Source organism: Ralstonia sp. SA306 (assembly GCF_054792405.1).
Map to the genome: position 1 here is coordinate 902,562 of NZ_CP096452.1, position 14,710 is coordinate 917,271.

15 protein-coding genes are annotated in these 14,710 nt (G+C 62.8%); 8 read left to right on the plus strand and 7 right to left on the minus strand.

From position 1 onward, the window contains the following. Nucleotides 1-18: 18 nt before the first annotated feature. The 5 genes from M1D44_RS20650 to M1D44_RS20670 all read right to left on the minus strand — a co-directional run bounded on the left by M1D44_RS20650 (nt 19) and on the right by M1D44_RS20670 (nt 4,102). Nucleotides 19-669 (minus strand): phosphoribosyltransferase, encoded by a 651-nt coding sequence (locus M1D44_RS20650; RefSeq protein WP_024978932.1) that lies wholly within the window; start codon nt 667-669, stop codon nt 19-21. A gap of 4 nt (nt 670-673) precedes the next feature. After that, the gene (locus tag M1D44_RS20655) at nt 674-1,357 is read right to left on the minus strand and encodes a dienelactone hydrolase family protein (RefSeq protein ID WP_316852304.1); all 684 of its coding nucleotides are present in this window, start codon (nt 1,355-1,357) and stop codon (nt 674-676) included. A gap of 34 nt (nt 1,358-1,391) precedes the next feature. Beyond that, nucleotides 1,392-1,856, minus strand: a complete 465-nt coding sequence (locus M1D44_RS20660; RefSeq protein ID WP_112187801.1) for a CBS domain-containing protein — start codon at nt 1,854-1,856, stop codon at nt 1,392-1,394. Nucleotides 1,857-1,878: 22 nt separating this feature from the next. Beyond that, nucleotides 1,879-2,427: a hypothetical protein gene (locus M1D44_RS20665; RefSeq protein ID WP_316852305.1), complete on the minus strand. Its 549-nt coding sequence runs from the start codon at nt 2,425-2,427 to the stop codon at nt 1,879-1,881. 124 nt (nt 2,428-2,551) lie between these two features. Further along, nucleotides 2,552-4,102: a bifunctional aminoglycoside phosphotransferase/ATP-binding protein gene (locus M1D44_RS20670; RefSeq protein WP_316852689.1), complete on the minus strand. Its 1,551-nt coding sequence runs from the start codon at nt 4,100-4,102 to the stop codon at nt 2,552-2,554. Between the two features lie 127 nt (nt 4,103-4,229). Between M1D44_RS20670 and M1D44_RS20675 the strand changes: the two genes are divergently transcribed. The 4 genes from M1D44_RS20675 to phbB are packed head-to-tail and all read left to right on the plus strand — an operon-like array spanning nt 4,230 to nt 7,237. After that, complete coding sequence (locus M1D44_RS20675) at nt 4,230-5,267, plus strand: zinc-dependent alcohol dehydrogenase family protein (RefSeq protein WP_316852306.1); 1,038 nt, start codon at nt 4,230-4,232, stop codon at nt 5,265-5,267. 44 nt (nt 5,268-5,311) lie between these two features. Further along, complete coding sequence (locus tag M1D44_RS20680; protein ID WP_316852307.1) at nt 5,312-5,968, plus strand: nitroreductase family protein; 657 nt, start codon at nt 5,312-5,314, stop codon at nt 5,966-5,968. An 8-nt stretch (nt 5,969-5,976) separates the two neighbouring features. After that, nucleotides 5,977-6,483, plus strand: coding sequence for a hypothetical protein (locus M1D44_RS20685; protein WP_024978925.1), 507 nt, complete (start codon nt 5,977-5,979; stop codon nt 6,481-6,483). Nucleotides 6,484-6,490: 7 nt separating this feature from the next. After that, nucleotides 6,491-7,237 (plus strand): acetoacetyl-CoA reductase, encoded by a 747-nt coding sequence (phbB, locus tag M1D44_RS20690; protein ID WP_112187810.1) that lies wholly within the window; start codon nt 6,491-6,493, stop codon nt 7,235-7,237. A gap of 23 nt (nt 7,238-7,260) precedes the next feature. Here phbB and M1D44_RS20695 read toward each other — a convergent pair whose 3' ends face one another. Together M1D44_RS20695 and polX are read right to left on the minus strand one after the other, a co-directional pair. Then, a complete protein-coding gene (locus tag M1D44_RS20695) occupies nt 7,261-7,620 on the minus strand; it encodes an HPF/RaiA family ribosome-associated protein (RefSeq protein WP_235193258.1) in 360 nt (119 codons plus the stop codon). Between the two features lie 119 nt (nt 7,621-7,739). After that, nucleotides 7,740-9,488: a DNA polymerase/3'-5' exonuclease PolX gene (polX, locus tag M1D44_RS20700; RefSeq protein WP_439004456.1), complete on the minus strand. Its 1,749-nt coding sequence runs from the start codon at nt 9,486-9,488 to the stop codon at nt 7,740-7,742. Between the two features lie 180 nt (nt 9,489-9,668). On the opposite strand from polX, the gene M1D44_RS20705 reads away from it, so the two are divergent. From M1D44_RS20705 to M1D44_RS20720, 4 genes are read left to right on the plus strand one after another with little or no spacing between them, the layout of a single operon-like run. Then, entirely contained in the window at nt 9,669-10,262 is a 594-nt protein-coding gene (locus M1D44_RS20705; protein WP_316852309.1) for a rhomboid family intramembrane serine protease, read from the plus strand. 53 nt (nt 10,263-10,315) lie between these two features. Beyond that, the gene (locus M1D44_RS20710) at nt 10,316-11,104 is read left to right on the plus strand and encodes a polysaccharide deacetylase family protein (RefSeq protein ID WP_316852310.1); all 789 of its coding nucleotides are present in this window, start codon (nt 10,316-10,318) and stop codon (nt 11,102-11,104) included. Further along, nucleotides 11,097-12,359, plus strand: a complete 1,263-nt coding sequence (locus tag M1D44_RS20715) for a putative glycoside hydrolase (protein WP_439004455.1) — start codon at nt 11,097-11,099, stop codon at nt 12,357-12,359. Before M1D44_RS20710 ends, M1D44_RS20715 begins: the two co-directional genes overlap by 8 nt. Next, complete coding sequence (locus M1D44_RS20720; RefSeq protein ID WP_316852312.1) at nt 12,314-14,707, plus strand: exo-beta-N-acetylmuramidase NamZ domain-containing protein; 2,394 nt, start codon at nt 12,314-12,316, stop codon at nt 14,705-14,707. Before M1D44_RS20715 ends, M1D44_RS20720 begins: the two co-directional genes overlap by 46 nt. Nucleotides 14,708-14,710 lie beyond the last annotated feature (3 nt).

Below are 14,710 nucleotides of genomic sequence, written 5' to 3' on the forward strand. Positions count from 1 at the left end.
GCGCCTGTAGAGGCGGCGTCAGCCAGCCCGGCGTTCGGATTGCGGACCCGCGGCCAGCGCGGCACACACCTCGGCATCCTCGACCTGAGGAAAGTCGGTGTAATACAAGCCGACCGCGCGAAAACCCTGCGGCGCGTAGAGGCAGACGATCTCATCGGCCAGCGGTCGAATGTCGTCCAGGCTATCCGGTGCCGCCACGGGAACCGCGCAGATGAGGCGTTGCGGATGACGCTGCCGTATGGCGTGGAGTGCCGCCTTCATGGAAGCTCCGGTCGCCAGCCCGTCGTCGACCACGATCACAACGCGTCCTCCTACGTCATACGGACCGCGGTTCGGGGTATAGAGCGCACGGCGCCGGCGGATGACGTCCATCTGTTCTGCGCTTTCCTGTTCGAGGTATGTCGTATCTGCACCAATGCGTCCTGCATAGGGTGCGATGTAGGTCCAGCCGCCTTCTTCCACAGAGCCGACGGCCAGTTCGGGGTTGAACGGTGCGCCGAGCTTGCGAACCAGCACCACATCGAGCTGACCGCCAAGCGCGGTTGCGATGAGAGCGCCCATGGGAACCGCACCCCTTGGAATGGCCAGCACCAAAGGGTGCATGTCCTTGTACTTCTCCAGTGCCTGCGCGAGCATACGCGCCGCATCCAATCGATCTTTGAATCGCATGGGGCTACCTCGCGTGTCTGTGGGGTTGGGTGGTTGCACTCAGGTGGCGGACAAACCATGCCCGCGCCAGCTCGGCCACCTGCTCGAGCGCGCCTTCCTCTTCAAAAAGGTGCGTTGCATGGGGCACCGTCTCCAGGGCTTTCTCACAATGCATCTGGCTCAGGGCTTGCCGGTTGAGATCGAGCACGTCCAGATCGGCTGCGCCAACGATCAGCAGGGTTGGGCAGGCGAGTTTGCCCAGCGCGCGTTGGCCGGCAAGATCAGGGCGACCACCGCGGCTGACGACCGCTTCGATTGGGTCGGCTTCGTCCGGCTCGGCAGCCGCCAGAATCGCGGCTGCGGCCCCCGTGCTCGCGCCGAAGTACCCCAGCCGCAACCCGCGTTTGCGAGCGATGTTGCCTACCGCGTGCGTGGCTGTATGCAGACGCCGCGCCAGAAGGTCGATATCGAACCGGCACGAGGCGTGCGATGCCTCTTCGGCGCTCAACAGATCGAATAGCAGCGTGCCTAGGCCTGCGGCGTGGAGCTGATCCGCAACGTACTGGTTCCGTGGACTGAGCCGCGAGCTTCCGCTGCCATGTGCAAAGATCACCAGGCCCGCCGCGTTGCCGGGGCAGTACAGGGTGCCTTCCAGCACGGCATCGTCCGCCACGATGTCCATGCTGAGAGAAAGCGGCTCGGGATTCATGGGGAGGTTTTCCTGAAGTGGAGTGGCAGCCGATTTAGACGCTCAGCGGCGGCTGGACGCTGCCGGTAGTCTCGCGTTCACGCTCGTTATGGACGAGGCGGGCGATCAGGCTCCATTCAGTGGCCATTGCGCTCAGCACGTCGTCCAGAGACAGCACTCCAACCAGCGCGCCGTCGGACGTCACACCAACACGCCGCACGCCGCATGAGAGCATTTCCTGCAACGCGTCGCTGAGGCTGGCATCGAGCGGTACGTTGGAGATGCCCCGGCTCATCACATCGGCCACACAGGTCTGGGAGGGGCTGACGCCAACCGCAACCGCATCAAGCACGATGTCGCGATCCGTGACGACGCCGATCGCGCGGGGTCCGGAAGGGGTGTTCTCCGTCACGACCAGCGCACCGACATGCTTCTGGCGCATCTGCTGTGCCGCCTCCTGAAGCGTGCACGAGAGCGGAATATGGACTGCATTGTGTGAATAGACGTCCTGAACTCGCATGACGGGCTCCTTGGCCTGTTGATCAGGCGGTCTTCTCAGCTCTTGTCGTGGTGGATCGTGCCAGTCCGTTCTTCTTCGCCTCGGAGGCTGGCGGGGCCATGAGGTTGAAGCTGTCAAAGAAGGCTTTCAGCGAATCGGAGGACGCGGCAAACAACTGTGAGGAAGAGGTTTGCGCTTCGGGAGGCTGCATCTGCTGCGTCCACTCCGTCAACCGACGCAAATAGGCGGCCTGCAGCTTGTTCGTGAACTCGGCCCACGTCTTTAGAGCGTTAGCACCGTGGCTTGATTGCATCTTCATGAAGATGCTTTGTGCAGTGGCCAGCGATGTCCAGTCATGCGTGCCGCTCAATTCATGTTCCATCTCACGCACGTCTTCCAGCGCAGCCTCGGCCAGCTTCAGGCGCAAGCGTGACAGGTCAATTTGTGCCTCGAGCATGAAGCTGGCGGTGCGGCTCATGTCGCGCATGACAGCGCATGCCAGATTGCATGCCATATCAGCAGGTTGTTGCATTGTGATCTCCGGTGGGGTCTTGGCGGGCAGGTGAGCCGGGCCGCCGAATAAGGTATTCATATGCAGCGTAGGCACTCTGCAGTTGTGTGCGTTGATATGGCGCAAATTGGCGGCCGCGCGTGAAATACCATTGCCACGGTGCTTGGTCTCAAGGCACTTGGTTGCCTGGCCTGCCCAAGCGAAATCACTGCTCTCTGCCTCTGATGTAGGGCACCACGTTGGAGATCTCGCCAGGGATCACATGTGCCCGCTCCTCCACGCTGAGCGGCTGTTGTGTGGCGATCTGCGCGTCCAGCACGTGCAGGTCTGCTTCCGAGGCGTCGAGTCCGCCCCGCATGCGATTGCGGATACGCATACGCAGCGTGTCGACGTCGGCAACGCAGTCCGCGATGGCAACGGCCACGCCCAATCGGTGGGCCAGAGAGAAGAAACGTCTGCGCTGGCGCTCGGCCAGAAACGTGGCGTCGGCAATCATCGGAAAACCGGCGCTTACCCCCAGCTTGCAGACGGCGGCCAGACGCTGATAGGTACGTTCGACTGCGCGCGGCAGGTAGCGATCGACGGCGGCGACATACCGGGCGCGTTGGCGCTCGACGTCGGAGCGCACGCGGATCATCCCTTCTGCTTCGGCAAGCTGTGCGGCGCGGGTGGATTTTCCGCTGCCGGAAAGGCCATGCATGAGAAGAATGCAGGCGTCGTTTCGGCAGAGCAGCTCCCGAGACAGGTCGAGCATGCGGCGTGCCTCGCCGCGCAGCTTTGCTGCCAGATCGGGGGTTCCGTCCAACTGATGAGCGCGCTCCAGCAGCACACGAGCACGCACGAGTGCGCGCATCGATGCGTAGAAAGGCAGTACCGCCAACCCGGCATAGTCACCACATCGTTCGAGATAACGGTTGATCAGCCGATACGCCAGCCTATGCAGGCCCGCGGCGAGCAAATCCATGAACAGAAAGGCGGTGTCGTACATGGTGTCGATCCACCGGAGCGAGGGCGAGAATTCCAGACAGTCGAACGGCGTCGGCTGGCCACCGATCAACACGATGTTGCCCAGGTGCAGATCGCCGTGGCATTCGCGGATGTGGCGGCCGCGCCGACGTGATGCGAATGTCTCTTCGAGGCGGTCTGCATGCTTGCGAAGCAGCGCTACCGTGGCCGCCGCAATCGGGGGTTCAGTGCTGAGGGCAATCACCCCCGCTGCGCAGTCCTCAAGCGTGCGCCGAATGCTTGAGGGGGTTCCGTCGTCTGAAACGGGGCCGCAGACAGGCGCGGTTGCGTGGAAGTCTGCGATCAGGTCGGCCAGCGCGTCGATCTCTTCCGGGCGCAGTCGCCCGGCATGGGCCAATGCACTCAGTACGTCCTGCTGGGCAAACCGGCGCATGCGGACCGCGTACTCACAAGGCGTGCCTTGTCCATCGACGTAGATTGCGCCCGTGGCCGGATCGTGCGAAATGGGCACCACGCCAAGGTATAGCGCTGGGGCGAGGCGGCGGTTGAGACGGCATTCCTCCTCGCAATCGGTTTGCCGCGCACGGAGCGTCGAAAAATCGACGAAGTCCAGCTTGATCGGCTTGCGCACCTTGTACGCAAATTCTCCGGCCAGGAAGACCCACGACAGATGGGTTTCGATCATCTGCAACTCCGCAGCGGGGTGCGGATACGCTGCCGCCTCAAGCATGCGAGTGACCAAGGCCTCCGCTGGCTGCGTGCATGGATTGGTGGGCGCTTGTTCGGCCATACGCGGGTTTCGCCTCCGGATATAGAAGGTCAATATCGCGCGGTTGCTGCCATGCGCCCTGACGTAGATCAACGTCCGCGCAGGGCGGTTGCCTAGCATGGAGTCATCGTCCTCGTTGGTGATTCCCATGAAAGCACTCGTCTACGAAGGGCCCGGCAAGATCACCCTGGCCGACAAGCCGAAACCGGAATTGCAGGCGCCCGGCGACGCGGTAGTGCGCGTCACGTTGACGACTATTTGCGGTACCGATCTGCACATCATCAAGGGCGACGTGCCGACCTGCGAGCCGGGGCGCACGCTGGGCCACGAGGGCGTGGGCGTGGTGGAGTCCGTGGGCGCTGCCGTGACATCGCTCCAGCCCGGTGATCATGTGCTGATCTCGTGCATCTCGTCTTGCGGAAAATGTGCGAACTGCCGGCGCGGCATGTACTCGCACTGCGAGACGGGCGGCTGGATCCTGGGCAATCGCATCGACGGCGTGCAGGCCGAGTACGTCAGGATTCCGCACGCCGAGACCAGCCTTTACAAACTGCCGCCTGGCGTTGATGAAGAGGCGCTGGTGATGCTGTCTGACATCTTTCCGACTGGATTCGAATGCGGCGTACTGAATGGCCGCGTCCAGCCCGGCAACAGCGTGGCAATTGTCGGTGCAGGCCCCATCGGGCTGGCCTCGTTGCTGACGGCGCAGTTCTACTCGCCGGCGCAGATCATCATGATCGACACGAACATGGCGCGGCTGGAAGTAGCCGGCCGGCTGGGTGCAACGGCCTGCATCAACGTCTCCAGTGAAGACGCCGTTGCCGCCGTGAAGCGGCTGACGGATGGCGTGGGGGTCGATTGTGCGATCGAGGCAGTGGGCGTGCCCGCGACGTTCGAACTCTGCCAGCAACTGGTTGCGCCGGGCGGGGTGATTGCGAACATTGGGGTGCATGGCGTCAAGGCAGACCTGCATCTGGAAATGTTGTGGAGCCAGAACATCGCCATCACAACAAGGCTCGTGGATACGGTCAGCACACCGATGCTTCTGAAAACGGTGCGCGCGGGGAAGCTTCTGCCAGGGCAGCTCATTACGCATCGGTTCAAGCTCGATGACATCCTCACTGCCTACGATACGTTCCGCAACGCCGCGAAGACGCAGGCACTCAAGGTGATCATCTCCGCCTAGGCGGCACATGTCCGATGGATTTTCAGTTTTGTGAGGTGGATGCCATGAGCAAGGCGATGCTCCTGTCTTATGACCCTGTGCAACATCTACTGCTGCAGCCAACGTCCCACGCGGCACCACCGGCAACCATTCCGCTGGCGCCGCCGCTACTGGATGGCGGCAACACGTTGACTGCCGCGCTGACCAAGCGGAAAAGCGTGCGGGAATTCGCGCCCACGCCACTGTCGCGGCAGCAACTGAGCGAATTGCTATGGGCGGCGAACGGCATCAACCGGCCGGAAACAGGCGGGCGCACCGCGCCTTCAGCGCATGGCCTGAACGAGATCGACATCTACGTCGCTCTGCCGGAAGGCGTCTACGAATACGAGCCTGTGGCGCACCGCTTGCGGCTCAAGCACGCCGTGGACGCGCGCAACCTGACGGGGTACCAGGATTTTGTCGGCAAGGCGCCGCTGGATCTGGTGTACGTGGTGAACCATGCTCGTGCAGACCAGATGCCCGAAGCGGTGCGCGAAACCTTTTCCGGCGTCGCCGCAGGAGCGATCTCGCAAAACGTGTCGCTTTACTGTGCTTCGGCCGGGCTCGGCTGTGTGGTGCGTGGCTGGCTCAATCAGCGTCTGCTGGCAGAAGCCTTGTCACTCAATGAAGACGAGGTTCCGGTGCTGGCGCAGACGGTTGGCCACCCGGACGCTGATCAGTGAGGTATGAGATGAGCCAAGCAGGTCGTTTTTTGCCACACGGCATTCTCGCCGCGTTGGTTTTGGCCGCCAGCGCGCACGCTGGTGCAGTCGGGCCGGATGCTGCGGCAGCGCCGGAGGTCCGCGTACAGAACGAGATCGCCTATGTGTCAGGTGGCGTGGGGAGCGACGAGCGCGACACCATGCACGCGATGGCACGTCGTTTCAATGTGCGGCTGAACGTGGTGTCGGCCAGAACCGGCGAGGCGTTGTCGGATGTGGATGTTTCGGTTGCCGATGATCGCGGCAAGCTCCGTTTGCGCGTGCGCACGGAGGGCCCCCTGTTGTATATGCGGTTGCCTCGCGGGCACTATCAGATAACGGCCGCGTATCGGGGTGTGATGCAGACCCTGAGCATTCGCGCCGGCGCACAGCCGGTCGATACCGTTGTGCGGTTGCGTATCGAACCGGAAACAGACCGGTGGCTGCTGTGCAAGCGCGATTGCCCTCGCACTGGCGCACGTCCGACGACGCGATGAGGCCGTCATGACAACACAACGCATTGCGCTCGTCACCGGTGGTATGGGCGGGTTGGGCGAGGCCATTGCCATCCGTCTTCACGCGCAAGGGCATCGGGTTGTGGTAACGCATTCGTTGGGCAATACGCATGTGACCGCATGGATGGCGGAACAGCATGCCCAGGGGCGTCTGTTTCAGACGTTCGCGGTGGATGTGGCTGACTACGACGCTTGCCAGCGGTGCGCATCGGATGTGCTCTCCATGGTGGGCCCGGTCGACATTCTGGTGAACAACGCCGGTATCACCCAGGATACGACCTTCAAGCGCATGACGCTGGATGCCTGGCGGAACGTGCTGGCCACCGATCTCGACTCCGTCTTCAACATGACCAAGCCGCTATACGAAGGCATGATCGAGCGCGGTTGGGGCCGCATCATCAACATCTCGTCGGTCAACGGATCGCGGGGCGCATTCGGGCAGACGAACTACGCGGCGGCCAAGGCTGGCATACATGGGTTCACCAAGGCGCTGGCACTTGAGTGCGCCGCAAAGGGCGTGACCGTCAACACGATTTCGCCCGGTTATCTCGCCACGCGAATGACGCGCGATATTCCCCACGAGATCATGCAAGAGCGGATTCTTCCGCAGATTCCGGTGGGCCGCCTCGGCCGGCCGGAAGAAGTGGCTGCCTTGGTGGCCTTTCTGTGCGGCGAGGACGCGGCCTACGTTACCGGTGCCAACCTGGCCGTGAATGGTGGCATGCACATGCAATAGTGCGCGTGCATGCCCACGACGCCTCAAGACTGTGACGAGCGTTTGCTACTGGCTTCCACGAGCATTCGTTCCACGTGCGAGAAGGCCTCGTGAAGTGCGACGTATGGGTCCTCGTTGGAGGTGTTGCTCGAAACATGCGTCTGATGCGGTGTGAACACGTGGACGTTGACGTCGAACGGCTTGCCCTGGTGCTGATGCTTGGCGCCGACGGCAAGGCTGACGCGGCAGCGCATCAGATCGGCATGAATACGCTTCAAGCGGTCTGCATGGTTGATAACCGCTTCTTCGACGGCCTTGGAATGCGGAATACCCTGGAAAGAAATGTCGACTGGGACGCTCATGGTTTGGCTCCGGTTGGTCTGGTGACTGATGTGGAAATTCATGTGTCCATTCTTGACCGCACGATTTCCGGCACCTTGACTCGGATCAACCCGAGGGGCACGGCGTACGGCATGTTGCGGTGCAAATACAGACTGTCCGAGGTGGTGTGCGCATGCGGTCATCACATGGTTCGCTTCAACAACGGCAGCAGGGTGTCGAGCGCGTGCGCATTGAGTACGTCCGCTTGCCCCAGCCATGCGCGGCGAGCTTGCGTGACACCAAGGGGCAGGTTCATCAGATCGGCGGGGCTGTGCGCGTCAGACGCAATGCTCACGAGCACACCTTCCGCCTTTGCCAGGCGGCATCCAATGTCGGACAAATCCAGTCGCGTGGGTTGGGCATTGGCCTCAACGTAGCAGCCGCGCTGTGCGATGGCTGTCAGAACCCGCTTGAGGTCAACATTGCAGGCGTTGCGCTCGCCGATCAGGCGGCCCAGCGGGTGGGCAAGGATGCTGAAGTGGGGATGGTCGAGCGCACGGAGAATGCGCGAGGTCTGTTGATCGACCGGCAGACTGAAATGGCTGTGGATGGCGCCCACAACAAGGTCCAGGCGCCCCAGCACCGAGTCGGGCAGGTCCAGTGCCCCGTCCTCCAGGATGTCGACTTCAACCCCCTTGAGCAGCACGGGCCAACCCTTGTGCTCGGCGTTGAACCGGTCGATGGCATCGGCTTGTGCGGCCAGGCGATCTGCCGTAAGCCCGTGTGTCACGGCAATGCGCGGCGAATGGTCGGTCACTGCCAGGTATTGATAGCCCAGCAGACGCGCTTGCGCTGCCATGGCTTCGAGGCTGGCGGTGCCGTCGCTGGCGGATGTGTGGACATGAAGATCCCCCTTGATGTCGCTCTGCTCAAGGAGGGATGGCAGCAAGCCGGACTGCGCGGCCGCGATCTCCCCGTGGTCTTCGCGCAGCTCGGGGCAGATCCAGGGCAACCCGACTGCGCGGTAGACCGATGCCTCCGTCTGGCCGGCGATACGCTCCTTTCCTCGGAAAACACCGTACTCGTTGATCTTCAGCCCCTGGGTCTGTGCAAGTTTGCGCAGCGCGATGTTATGGGCCTTCGAGCCGGTGGAATACACAAGCGCCGCGCCGAAAGCGTCGGGCCGCACCACGCGCAAGTCCACCTGCATGCCATTTTTCAGGACGACGCTGGCGCGGGTGGGCCCCGCAGAAATCCGAGTGGCAACCTCGTTGTAGTGCACGAGATGCTCAACGATCTGCGCGCGCTTTCTTCCCGTGATGAGCAGATCAAGGTCCCCCACGGTGTCTCGCCCTCTGCGGTAGCTGCCGGCCACGACGAGTTGGTCGACCAGGCCGCTTGCCAGCAGGTAATGCGTCAATGCGTCGGCACATGGCTTGGCGATTGCCAAGCCATAACGGCGATCGCGTGCCAGACGCGCGTTGAGGGTTTCGAGCAACCGCAGTTCGCTTCGGGCGCCGAAGCCATGCAGTTCGCGAATGCGGTGCGCCGCCGCAGCCCGAGCCAACTCGTCCAACGATGTGATGCCCAGTTCGTGTTGCAGCGCACGGGCCCGCTTTGGGCCAAGGCCGGGCAATTGGAGCAGTTGAAGTACGTACGATGGAACCTCGGTGCGCACGCGCGTGAGCATGGCGCAGCTTCCCGTTTCGACGATCTCGCGCATCTTTGCCGCGAGGTCGACCCCGACACCGGGCAAGGCGGTCAAGTCGGCGCCGCGTGACAGCATGGCGTCAACGCCTTCCGTCATGCCTTCGACCATGCGGGCAGCATTCCGGTAAGCGCGCACCCGAAACGGGTTGGCCTCCTCAACCTCCAGCAAATCAGCGATTTCGTTAAAGATCGCGGCGATGGCCTGATTCGCGGGGTACTGATAGGAAGCGGCCAATGGCATGGGACATCCTCTTGTGTGCTCGTAGCTCCATCGTTTCATCTGGCCATACCAGGGCCTTGCGGCACATCAAACGGAATGCGTGGCTTTGCCGGATCACGACACACTGTCGAACCGGCTTGCGCGAGATCAATCCGGCCAACGCGCGCGGCCGTATCGTGGGCAGAGATCAGGGGTGCCTTCATGATCAAGCTGCTCATCCTCATCAACGTGGCCGTGTTCGGTGCAGAGCTCTTTGCGGGAGACGCGCTGCTGCGTACCTTTGCGCTCTGGCCGCTCGGCATATCAGGGGCCGGCCTGCGCAGCGGATTCATGCCGTGGCAACCGCTGACATACGCTTTCCTGCATGCGAACGGGGCGCATCTGGCGCTCAACATGTTCGGCCTCTACATGTTCGGGCGCGACGTGGAACGCACCGTGGGCACGCCTCGGACTTGGCTGCTCTACGTATCCAGCATCTTGAGCGCGGCGTTCGCCCAAATCGCTTTTACCGCCTTCAGCGTTCTGCCGGCGGGTCCGGTCATTGGCGCTTCCGGTGGCGTATTCGGATTGCTTCTCGCTTTCGCCGTCCTGTTTCCCAATCGCATGATTGTTCCGTTGATCCCACCCATCCCGATGCCTGCGTGGGTGTTTGCGACGCTCTATGCGATCGTGGAACTGACGCTGGGCGTGAGTGGAACCGAAGTCGATGTCGCGCACTTTGCCCATCTGGGCGGCATGGCGGGCAGCGGAGTGCTGCTCTGGCATTGGCTGCACGGCACACCCCGCGAATCATAGGCCGGGCGGGGCGGGCGAGGCGCACTATCCATATTCCTTCGGAGCTGCGGCTGATGAACACCTGGGTCTTCTCGTTGTGCTGGGCGCTTCTGATGTTTGCGTGCCCTAGTGCCAACGCAGATATGGCGGCCGTGGAGCCACATGTGGTGGTGCTCGTCTATCACCGCTTTGCATCGACGGTGGATAGCACCATGACGGTTCGGATGCAGACATTCGAAGCGCATCTACAGGCGATCGAGGCGGCTGGTTATCGCATCGTTTCGCTCGCAGACATCCTGCGCTGGCAAGAGGGCGAGCACGATGCACTGCCGGCGAAGGCTGTGGCCATTACGGTGGACGACGGCCATCGGTCTGTCTACGAGACGTTGTGGCCCGCGCTGCGCGGCCGGCGCATTCCCGTAACGCTATTTGTGTACCCGTCTGCCATCTCAAATGCCGCATACGCGATGACCTGGCCACAGTTGCGAGAGCTGGCCCGCACCGGCCAGTTTGACGTGCAGTCTCATACCTACTGGCATCCGAACTTCCGGGTGGAACGGATGCACCGCAGCGCCGATGATTTCGTCAAGTTCGCCCACGATCAGTTGCGCCGTGCAAAGGTGCGCATCGAAACGGAGATCGGCGTTCCGGTGCATTTGCTTGCTTGGCCTTTCGGCATCCACGATGCTGAGTTGGAACGCATCGCGCAAGAGGAGGGCTATACCGCAGCCTTCACGCTGGACGCGCAACCGTTGCGGGCGAAGCAACCCGCCCTCGCACTGCCCCGATACCTGATCACCGATGGCTGTGGAGCGCGATGCATGACGAACATTCTCAATGCAGCCGGGGGCAATCATGAATAGCCGCCTGCGCCACTGGCTTGCAGCGGCGTGGCTCTGTTGCGCGCCGCTTGCCGGCGCAACCGAGGTCAGGGTGGTAGACGCACAGACCCACCGTCCTGTGGAAGGCGCGATCACATTCGTTCAGGGGCAGAGCGGAACGACCGATGCTGCTGGCCTGGCCGCCATTCCGACATCGGCAGTGGATGCACGCGCGACGCTCAGTGTCCGCGCTCCCGGCTACGCACGTGCCGAGCGGGTGCTTGGCGGCGCGCAGGCCGCAGGCGAGATCGTGCTCAAGCAGATCAAGCCCCGGGCGGTCTATCTGTCGGTACAGGGCGTATCCAACCGATCCTTGCGCGATGCGGCTGTCGCACTTCAGGGCGAGACGGCCATCAACGCGCTGGTGATCGACATGAAGGGCGACCGGGGCGATACACCTTACCCGAGCGCGGCCCGTGTGGCAGTAGGCGCGGCCCGCGAACAGAAAAACGGTGCAGCCCGCTTCAACCAGTTCGCCGCCGTGATTCGGCAACTTCGTCTACGTGGCCTGTATCTGATTGCGCGCATCGTTGTCTTCAAGGACGACCCGTTGGCCCGGGTGCACCCCGAATGGGCCGTGCGAGATCGAGATGGAGCGGTCTGGCACGATCGTGAAGATCAACAATGGATCGACCCCGGTGTCGAAGCCGCCTGGGCCAACACACTTGACGTGGCGGAAGAGGCTGCAAGACTCGGGTTCGACGAAATCCAGTTCGACTACCTGCGTTTTCCGGACGCCAATGGCTTGCAGTTCCATCAGGCCAACACGCAAGCACACCGGGTTGCGGCCGTGACAGGTTTTCTTGCGCAGGCGAGAGAGCGGCTGCGGCCGTACAACATTTACCTGGCAGCGGATATTTTCGGCTACGTCTGCTGGAACACCGACGACACGGCGATCGGCCAGCAGATCAACACATTGGGTGCTGTGGTCGACTACATCTCGCCCATGCTCTATCCGTCCGGTTTCACTTGGGGCTTGCCGGGCGTCAGAAAACCCACCGAGAATCCCGGCGAGATCGTCTCGCACTCTCTGGCTGAAGCGAAGCGGCGTACAGGTTTGCCGGGGGTGAGGTTCCGGCCATGGCTCCAGGCGTTCCGGGACTATGCTTTTGATCGTCGTGAGTTCAATGCCGAGATGATCCGCGCCCAAGTCGACGCTGCCGATGCGGAAGATACCAACGGGTGGATGTTATGGAATGCGCGCAATCGTTACGATCCAGCCAATTTGCCGCGATAGCCGCGGTGCTGGCTGCGGTGCTGTTTGCCTGCATGCAAAGCGGGCGCGCCGAGCCCACCATCAACGCGCCAGGGCCGCTGGGCACGCCTGTGCCCATGCGAGAGCTGGAAGCCGTGCTGGCCGCGCAGATTGCAGATGCCAATGTGGCCGGGGCAGTGGTGGCCGTCGGTGATGCCAGCGGGGTGCGCGAACGTATCGCGCTGGGTCAGAGGTCCGTCGGACGCGCCGCTGAGCCGCTGACCGAAGACACGATCTTCGATCTGGCATCCCTTACCAAGGCAGTGGCCACTTCCACGGCGGTGTTGCAGTTGGCAGAGCGCGGACGTTTGGACCTGGATGCGCCTGCCAGCCGGTACTGGCCAGCCTTCGCGGACGGAGGGAAGGCGCGCATCACAATACGGCAGTTGCTAACGCACACCTCAGGCCTGCCTCCCGGCCTGGCTGCCCGATCCGAACTCCGGGGCCCCGCCACGGTGCTTCACGCCATCGGGATCATGCCGCCGATTGCAGAGCCAGGGCAACGTGTCATCTACAGCGATCTCAACTATGTCACCTTGGGCGAGATCGTCCAGCGTGTCAGTGGGATCGGGCTTGACGCATGGTGTGCGCAGAACATCTTTCGACCGCTTGGCATGCGCGACACCGCGTTCCGTCCGAGCCGCAAGGCGATCACGCGCATTGCGCCGACCATCATTCGCAACGGGCGATGGCTTCGCGGCAAAGTGCATGATCCGACGGCCGCGGCGCTGGGCGGTGTCGCCGGCAACGCGGGCTTGTTCTCTACGGCGGATGATCTCGCGCAGTTCGCCAGGATGCTCCTCAACGGGGGCCGCGTTGGGGATCGCCGTATCTTGCAGCCGGACAACGTTGCCCTGCTGTTGACGCCGGACGGTTCGACTGCAGTGGAGGGGACGCGCACGCTGGGATGGGAAGTCCAGGCGCCGTTGATCCCCAACCGCTATCGCGCGCCGCGTGTCGGACTCGTCCAGCACTTGGGCTATACCGGAACTGGGTTATGGATCGACTTGGTCACGCGCCGATTCGTGATTGTGCTCACGAGCCGGCTGTATCCGGACGAGCGGGGTAACGCCACGCCGTTGCGTGAAGCCGTGCTGAATCTGGTATCGAGCACGGCGCCGCTGCTCTCCGGCGAACAGATCTCGGTGCGCGCCCCGACCATGGCTGATGCAGTGATCAGTGCCGGACGCCGCTTACCCATGGCGGTCGGACCAGTGCGATCCGGTATCGACGTGTTGGAGGCCAACGGCTTCGCACCGCTTGTCGGAAAACGGGTCGGCTTGGTCACGAACCACAGTGGCTTTGACGCGCAGGGGCGGCGGACTGTCGATGTACTGAGTCAGGCACCCGATGTGCGGCTGAGCGCCATCTTTGCGCCAGAGCATGGCATCGGCACCGATCTCGATGCGCGCTTTGGTGACACGATCGATACACGCTCCAACGTGGTCGTCCATAGCCTCTACGGCAACAGCAAGGACATACCACGCAGCGCGCTGGCCGATATCGACGTCCTGGTGTTTGACCTCCAGGACGCGGGCGTACGCTTCTTTACCTACCTTGCCACCCTGGGGGCGACGCTGGAAGCCGCGGCGAAGGCCCACATCCCAGTGCTGGTGCTGGACCGTCCCAACCCGATAGGCGGTGATCTCGTGGGTGGGCCGGTATCAGATACGGCGAACCGCTCATTGACGAACTACGTGCCTCTGCCGCTTGTGCACGGCATGACAATCGGCGAGCTTGCCAGGTTGCTGAACGACGAGCTGCACATCGGCGCAGCACTGCATGTCGTGGCCATGGAGCAGTACGACCGCGCAATGCGCTTTGCCAATACCGGGCTGGGTTGGGTTCCGCCATCGCCAAACCTGCGTGACTTCGCTGCCTTGGAGCGATATCCGGATGTGGGGCTGATCGAGGGCGCAAGTGTCAGCGTGGGCAGAGGCACGTCGGCGCCGTTTGGCATGGTCGGGGCACCGTGGATGGATGGCGCTGAGGTCGCGCGAGAACTCAATGCGCTGGATACCGGTGCCACCTATACGCCCGTCCATTTTGTTCCCGCGGAGGGGCCATACCATGGCCGCTCGTGCTCGGGTGTGGCGATCCACCGCACGTCTGCGCTCACGCGCCCGGGTCGCATCGGATTAGCGCTGGCCCGGGTGCTGTCGCAGCGCTATCCACAGCATTTCAAACTGGAGGCGATCCGCACTTCGGTTGGCTCGGAGACGGTCTGGGCGATGCTGCGTGATGGTGTTTCGCTCGACGCGATCGAGCACGCCTACATTGCACAGACCGATGCCTTTCTTCCCGAGCGAGCGGCGTATCTGCTGTATTGACGA

Excerpts from the sequence above, each read along its gene's own strand:
- M1D44_RS20650 (WP_024978932.1), bottom strand. The coding sequence starts at position 669 with ATGCGATTCAAAGATCGATTGGATGCGGCGCGTATGCTCGCGCAGGCA.
- M1D44_RS20655 (WP_316852304.1), bottom strand. The coding sequence starts at position 1,357 with ATGAATCCCGAGCCGCTTTCTCTCAGCATGGACATCGTGGCGGACGAT.
- M1D44_RS20660 (WP_112187801.1), bottom strand. The coding sequence starts at position 1,856 with ATGCGAGTTCAGGACGTCTATTCACACAATGCAGTCCATATTCCGCTC.
- M1D44_RS20665 (WP_316852305.1), bottom strand. The coding sequence starts at position 2,427 with ATGAATACCTTATTCGGCGGCCCGGCTCACCTGCCCGCCAAGACCCCA.
- M1D44_RS20670 (WP_316852689.1), bottom strand. The coding sequence starts at position 4,102 with ATGGCCGAACAAGCGCCCACCAATCCATGCACGCAGCCAGCGGAGGCC.
- M1D44_RS20675 (WP_316852306.1), top strand. The coding sequence starts at position 4,230 with ATGAAAGCACTCGTCTACGAAGGGCCCGGCAAGATCACCCTGGCCGAC.
- M1D44_RS20680 (WP_316852307.1), top strand. The coding sequence starts at position 5,312 with ATGAGCAAGGCGATGCTCCTGTCTTATGACCCTGTGCAACATCTACTG.
- M1D44_RS20685 (WP_024978925.1), top strand. The coding sequence starts at position 5,977 with ATGAGCCAAGCAGGTCGTTTTTTGCCACACGGCATTCTCGCCGCGTTG.
- phbB (WP_112187810.1), top strand. The coding sequence starts at position 6,491 with ATGACAACACAACGCATTGCGCTCGTCACCGGTGGTATGGGCGGGTTG.
- M1D44_RS20695 (WP_235193258.1), bottom strand. The coding sequence starts at position 7,620 with ATGAATTTCCACATCAGTCACCAGACCAACCGGAGCCAAACCATGAGC.
- polX (WP_439004456.1), bottom strand. The coding sequence starts at position 9,488 with ATGCCATTGGCCGCTTCCTATCAGTACCCCGCGAATCAGGCCATCGCC.
- M1D44_RS20705 (WP_316852309.1), top strand. The coding sequence starts at position 9,669 with ATGATCAAGCTGCTCATCCTCATCAACGTGGCCGTGTTCGGTGCAGAG.
- M1D44_RS20710 (WP_316852310.1), top strand. The coding sequence starts at position 10,316 with ATGAACACCTGGGTCTTCTCGTTGTGCTGGGCGCTTCTGATGTTTGCG.
- M1D44_RS20715 (WP_439004455.1), top strand. The coding sequence starts at position 11,097 with ATGAATAGCCGCCTGCGCCACTGGCTTGCAGCGGCGTGGCTCTGTTGC.
- M1D44_RS20720 (WP_316852312.1), top strand. The coding sequence starts at position 12,314 with ATGGAATGCGCGCAATCGTTACGATCCAGCCAATTTGCCGCGATAGCC.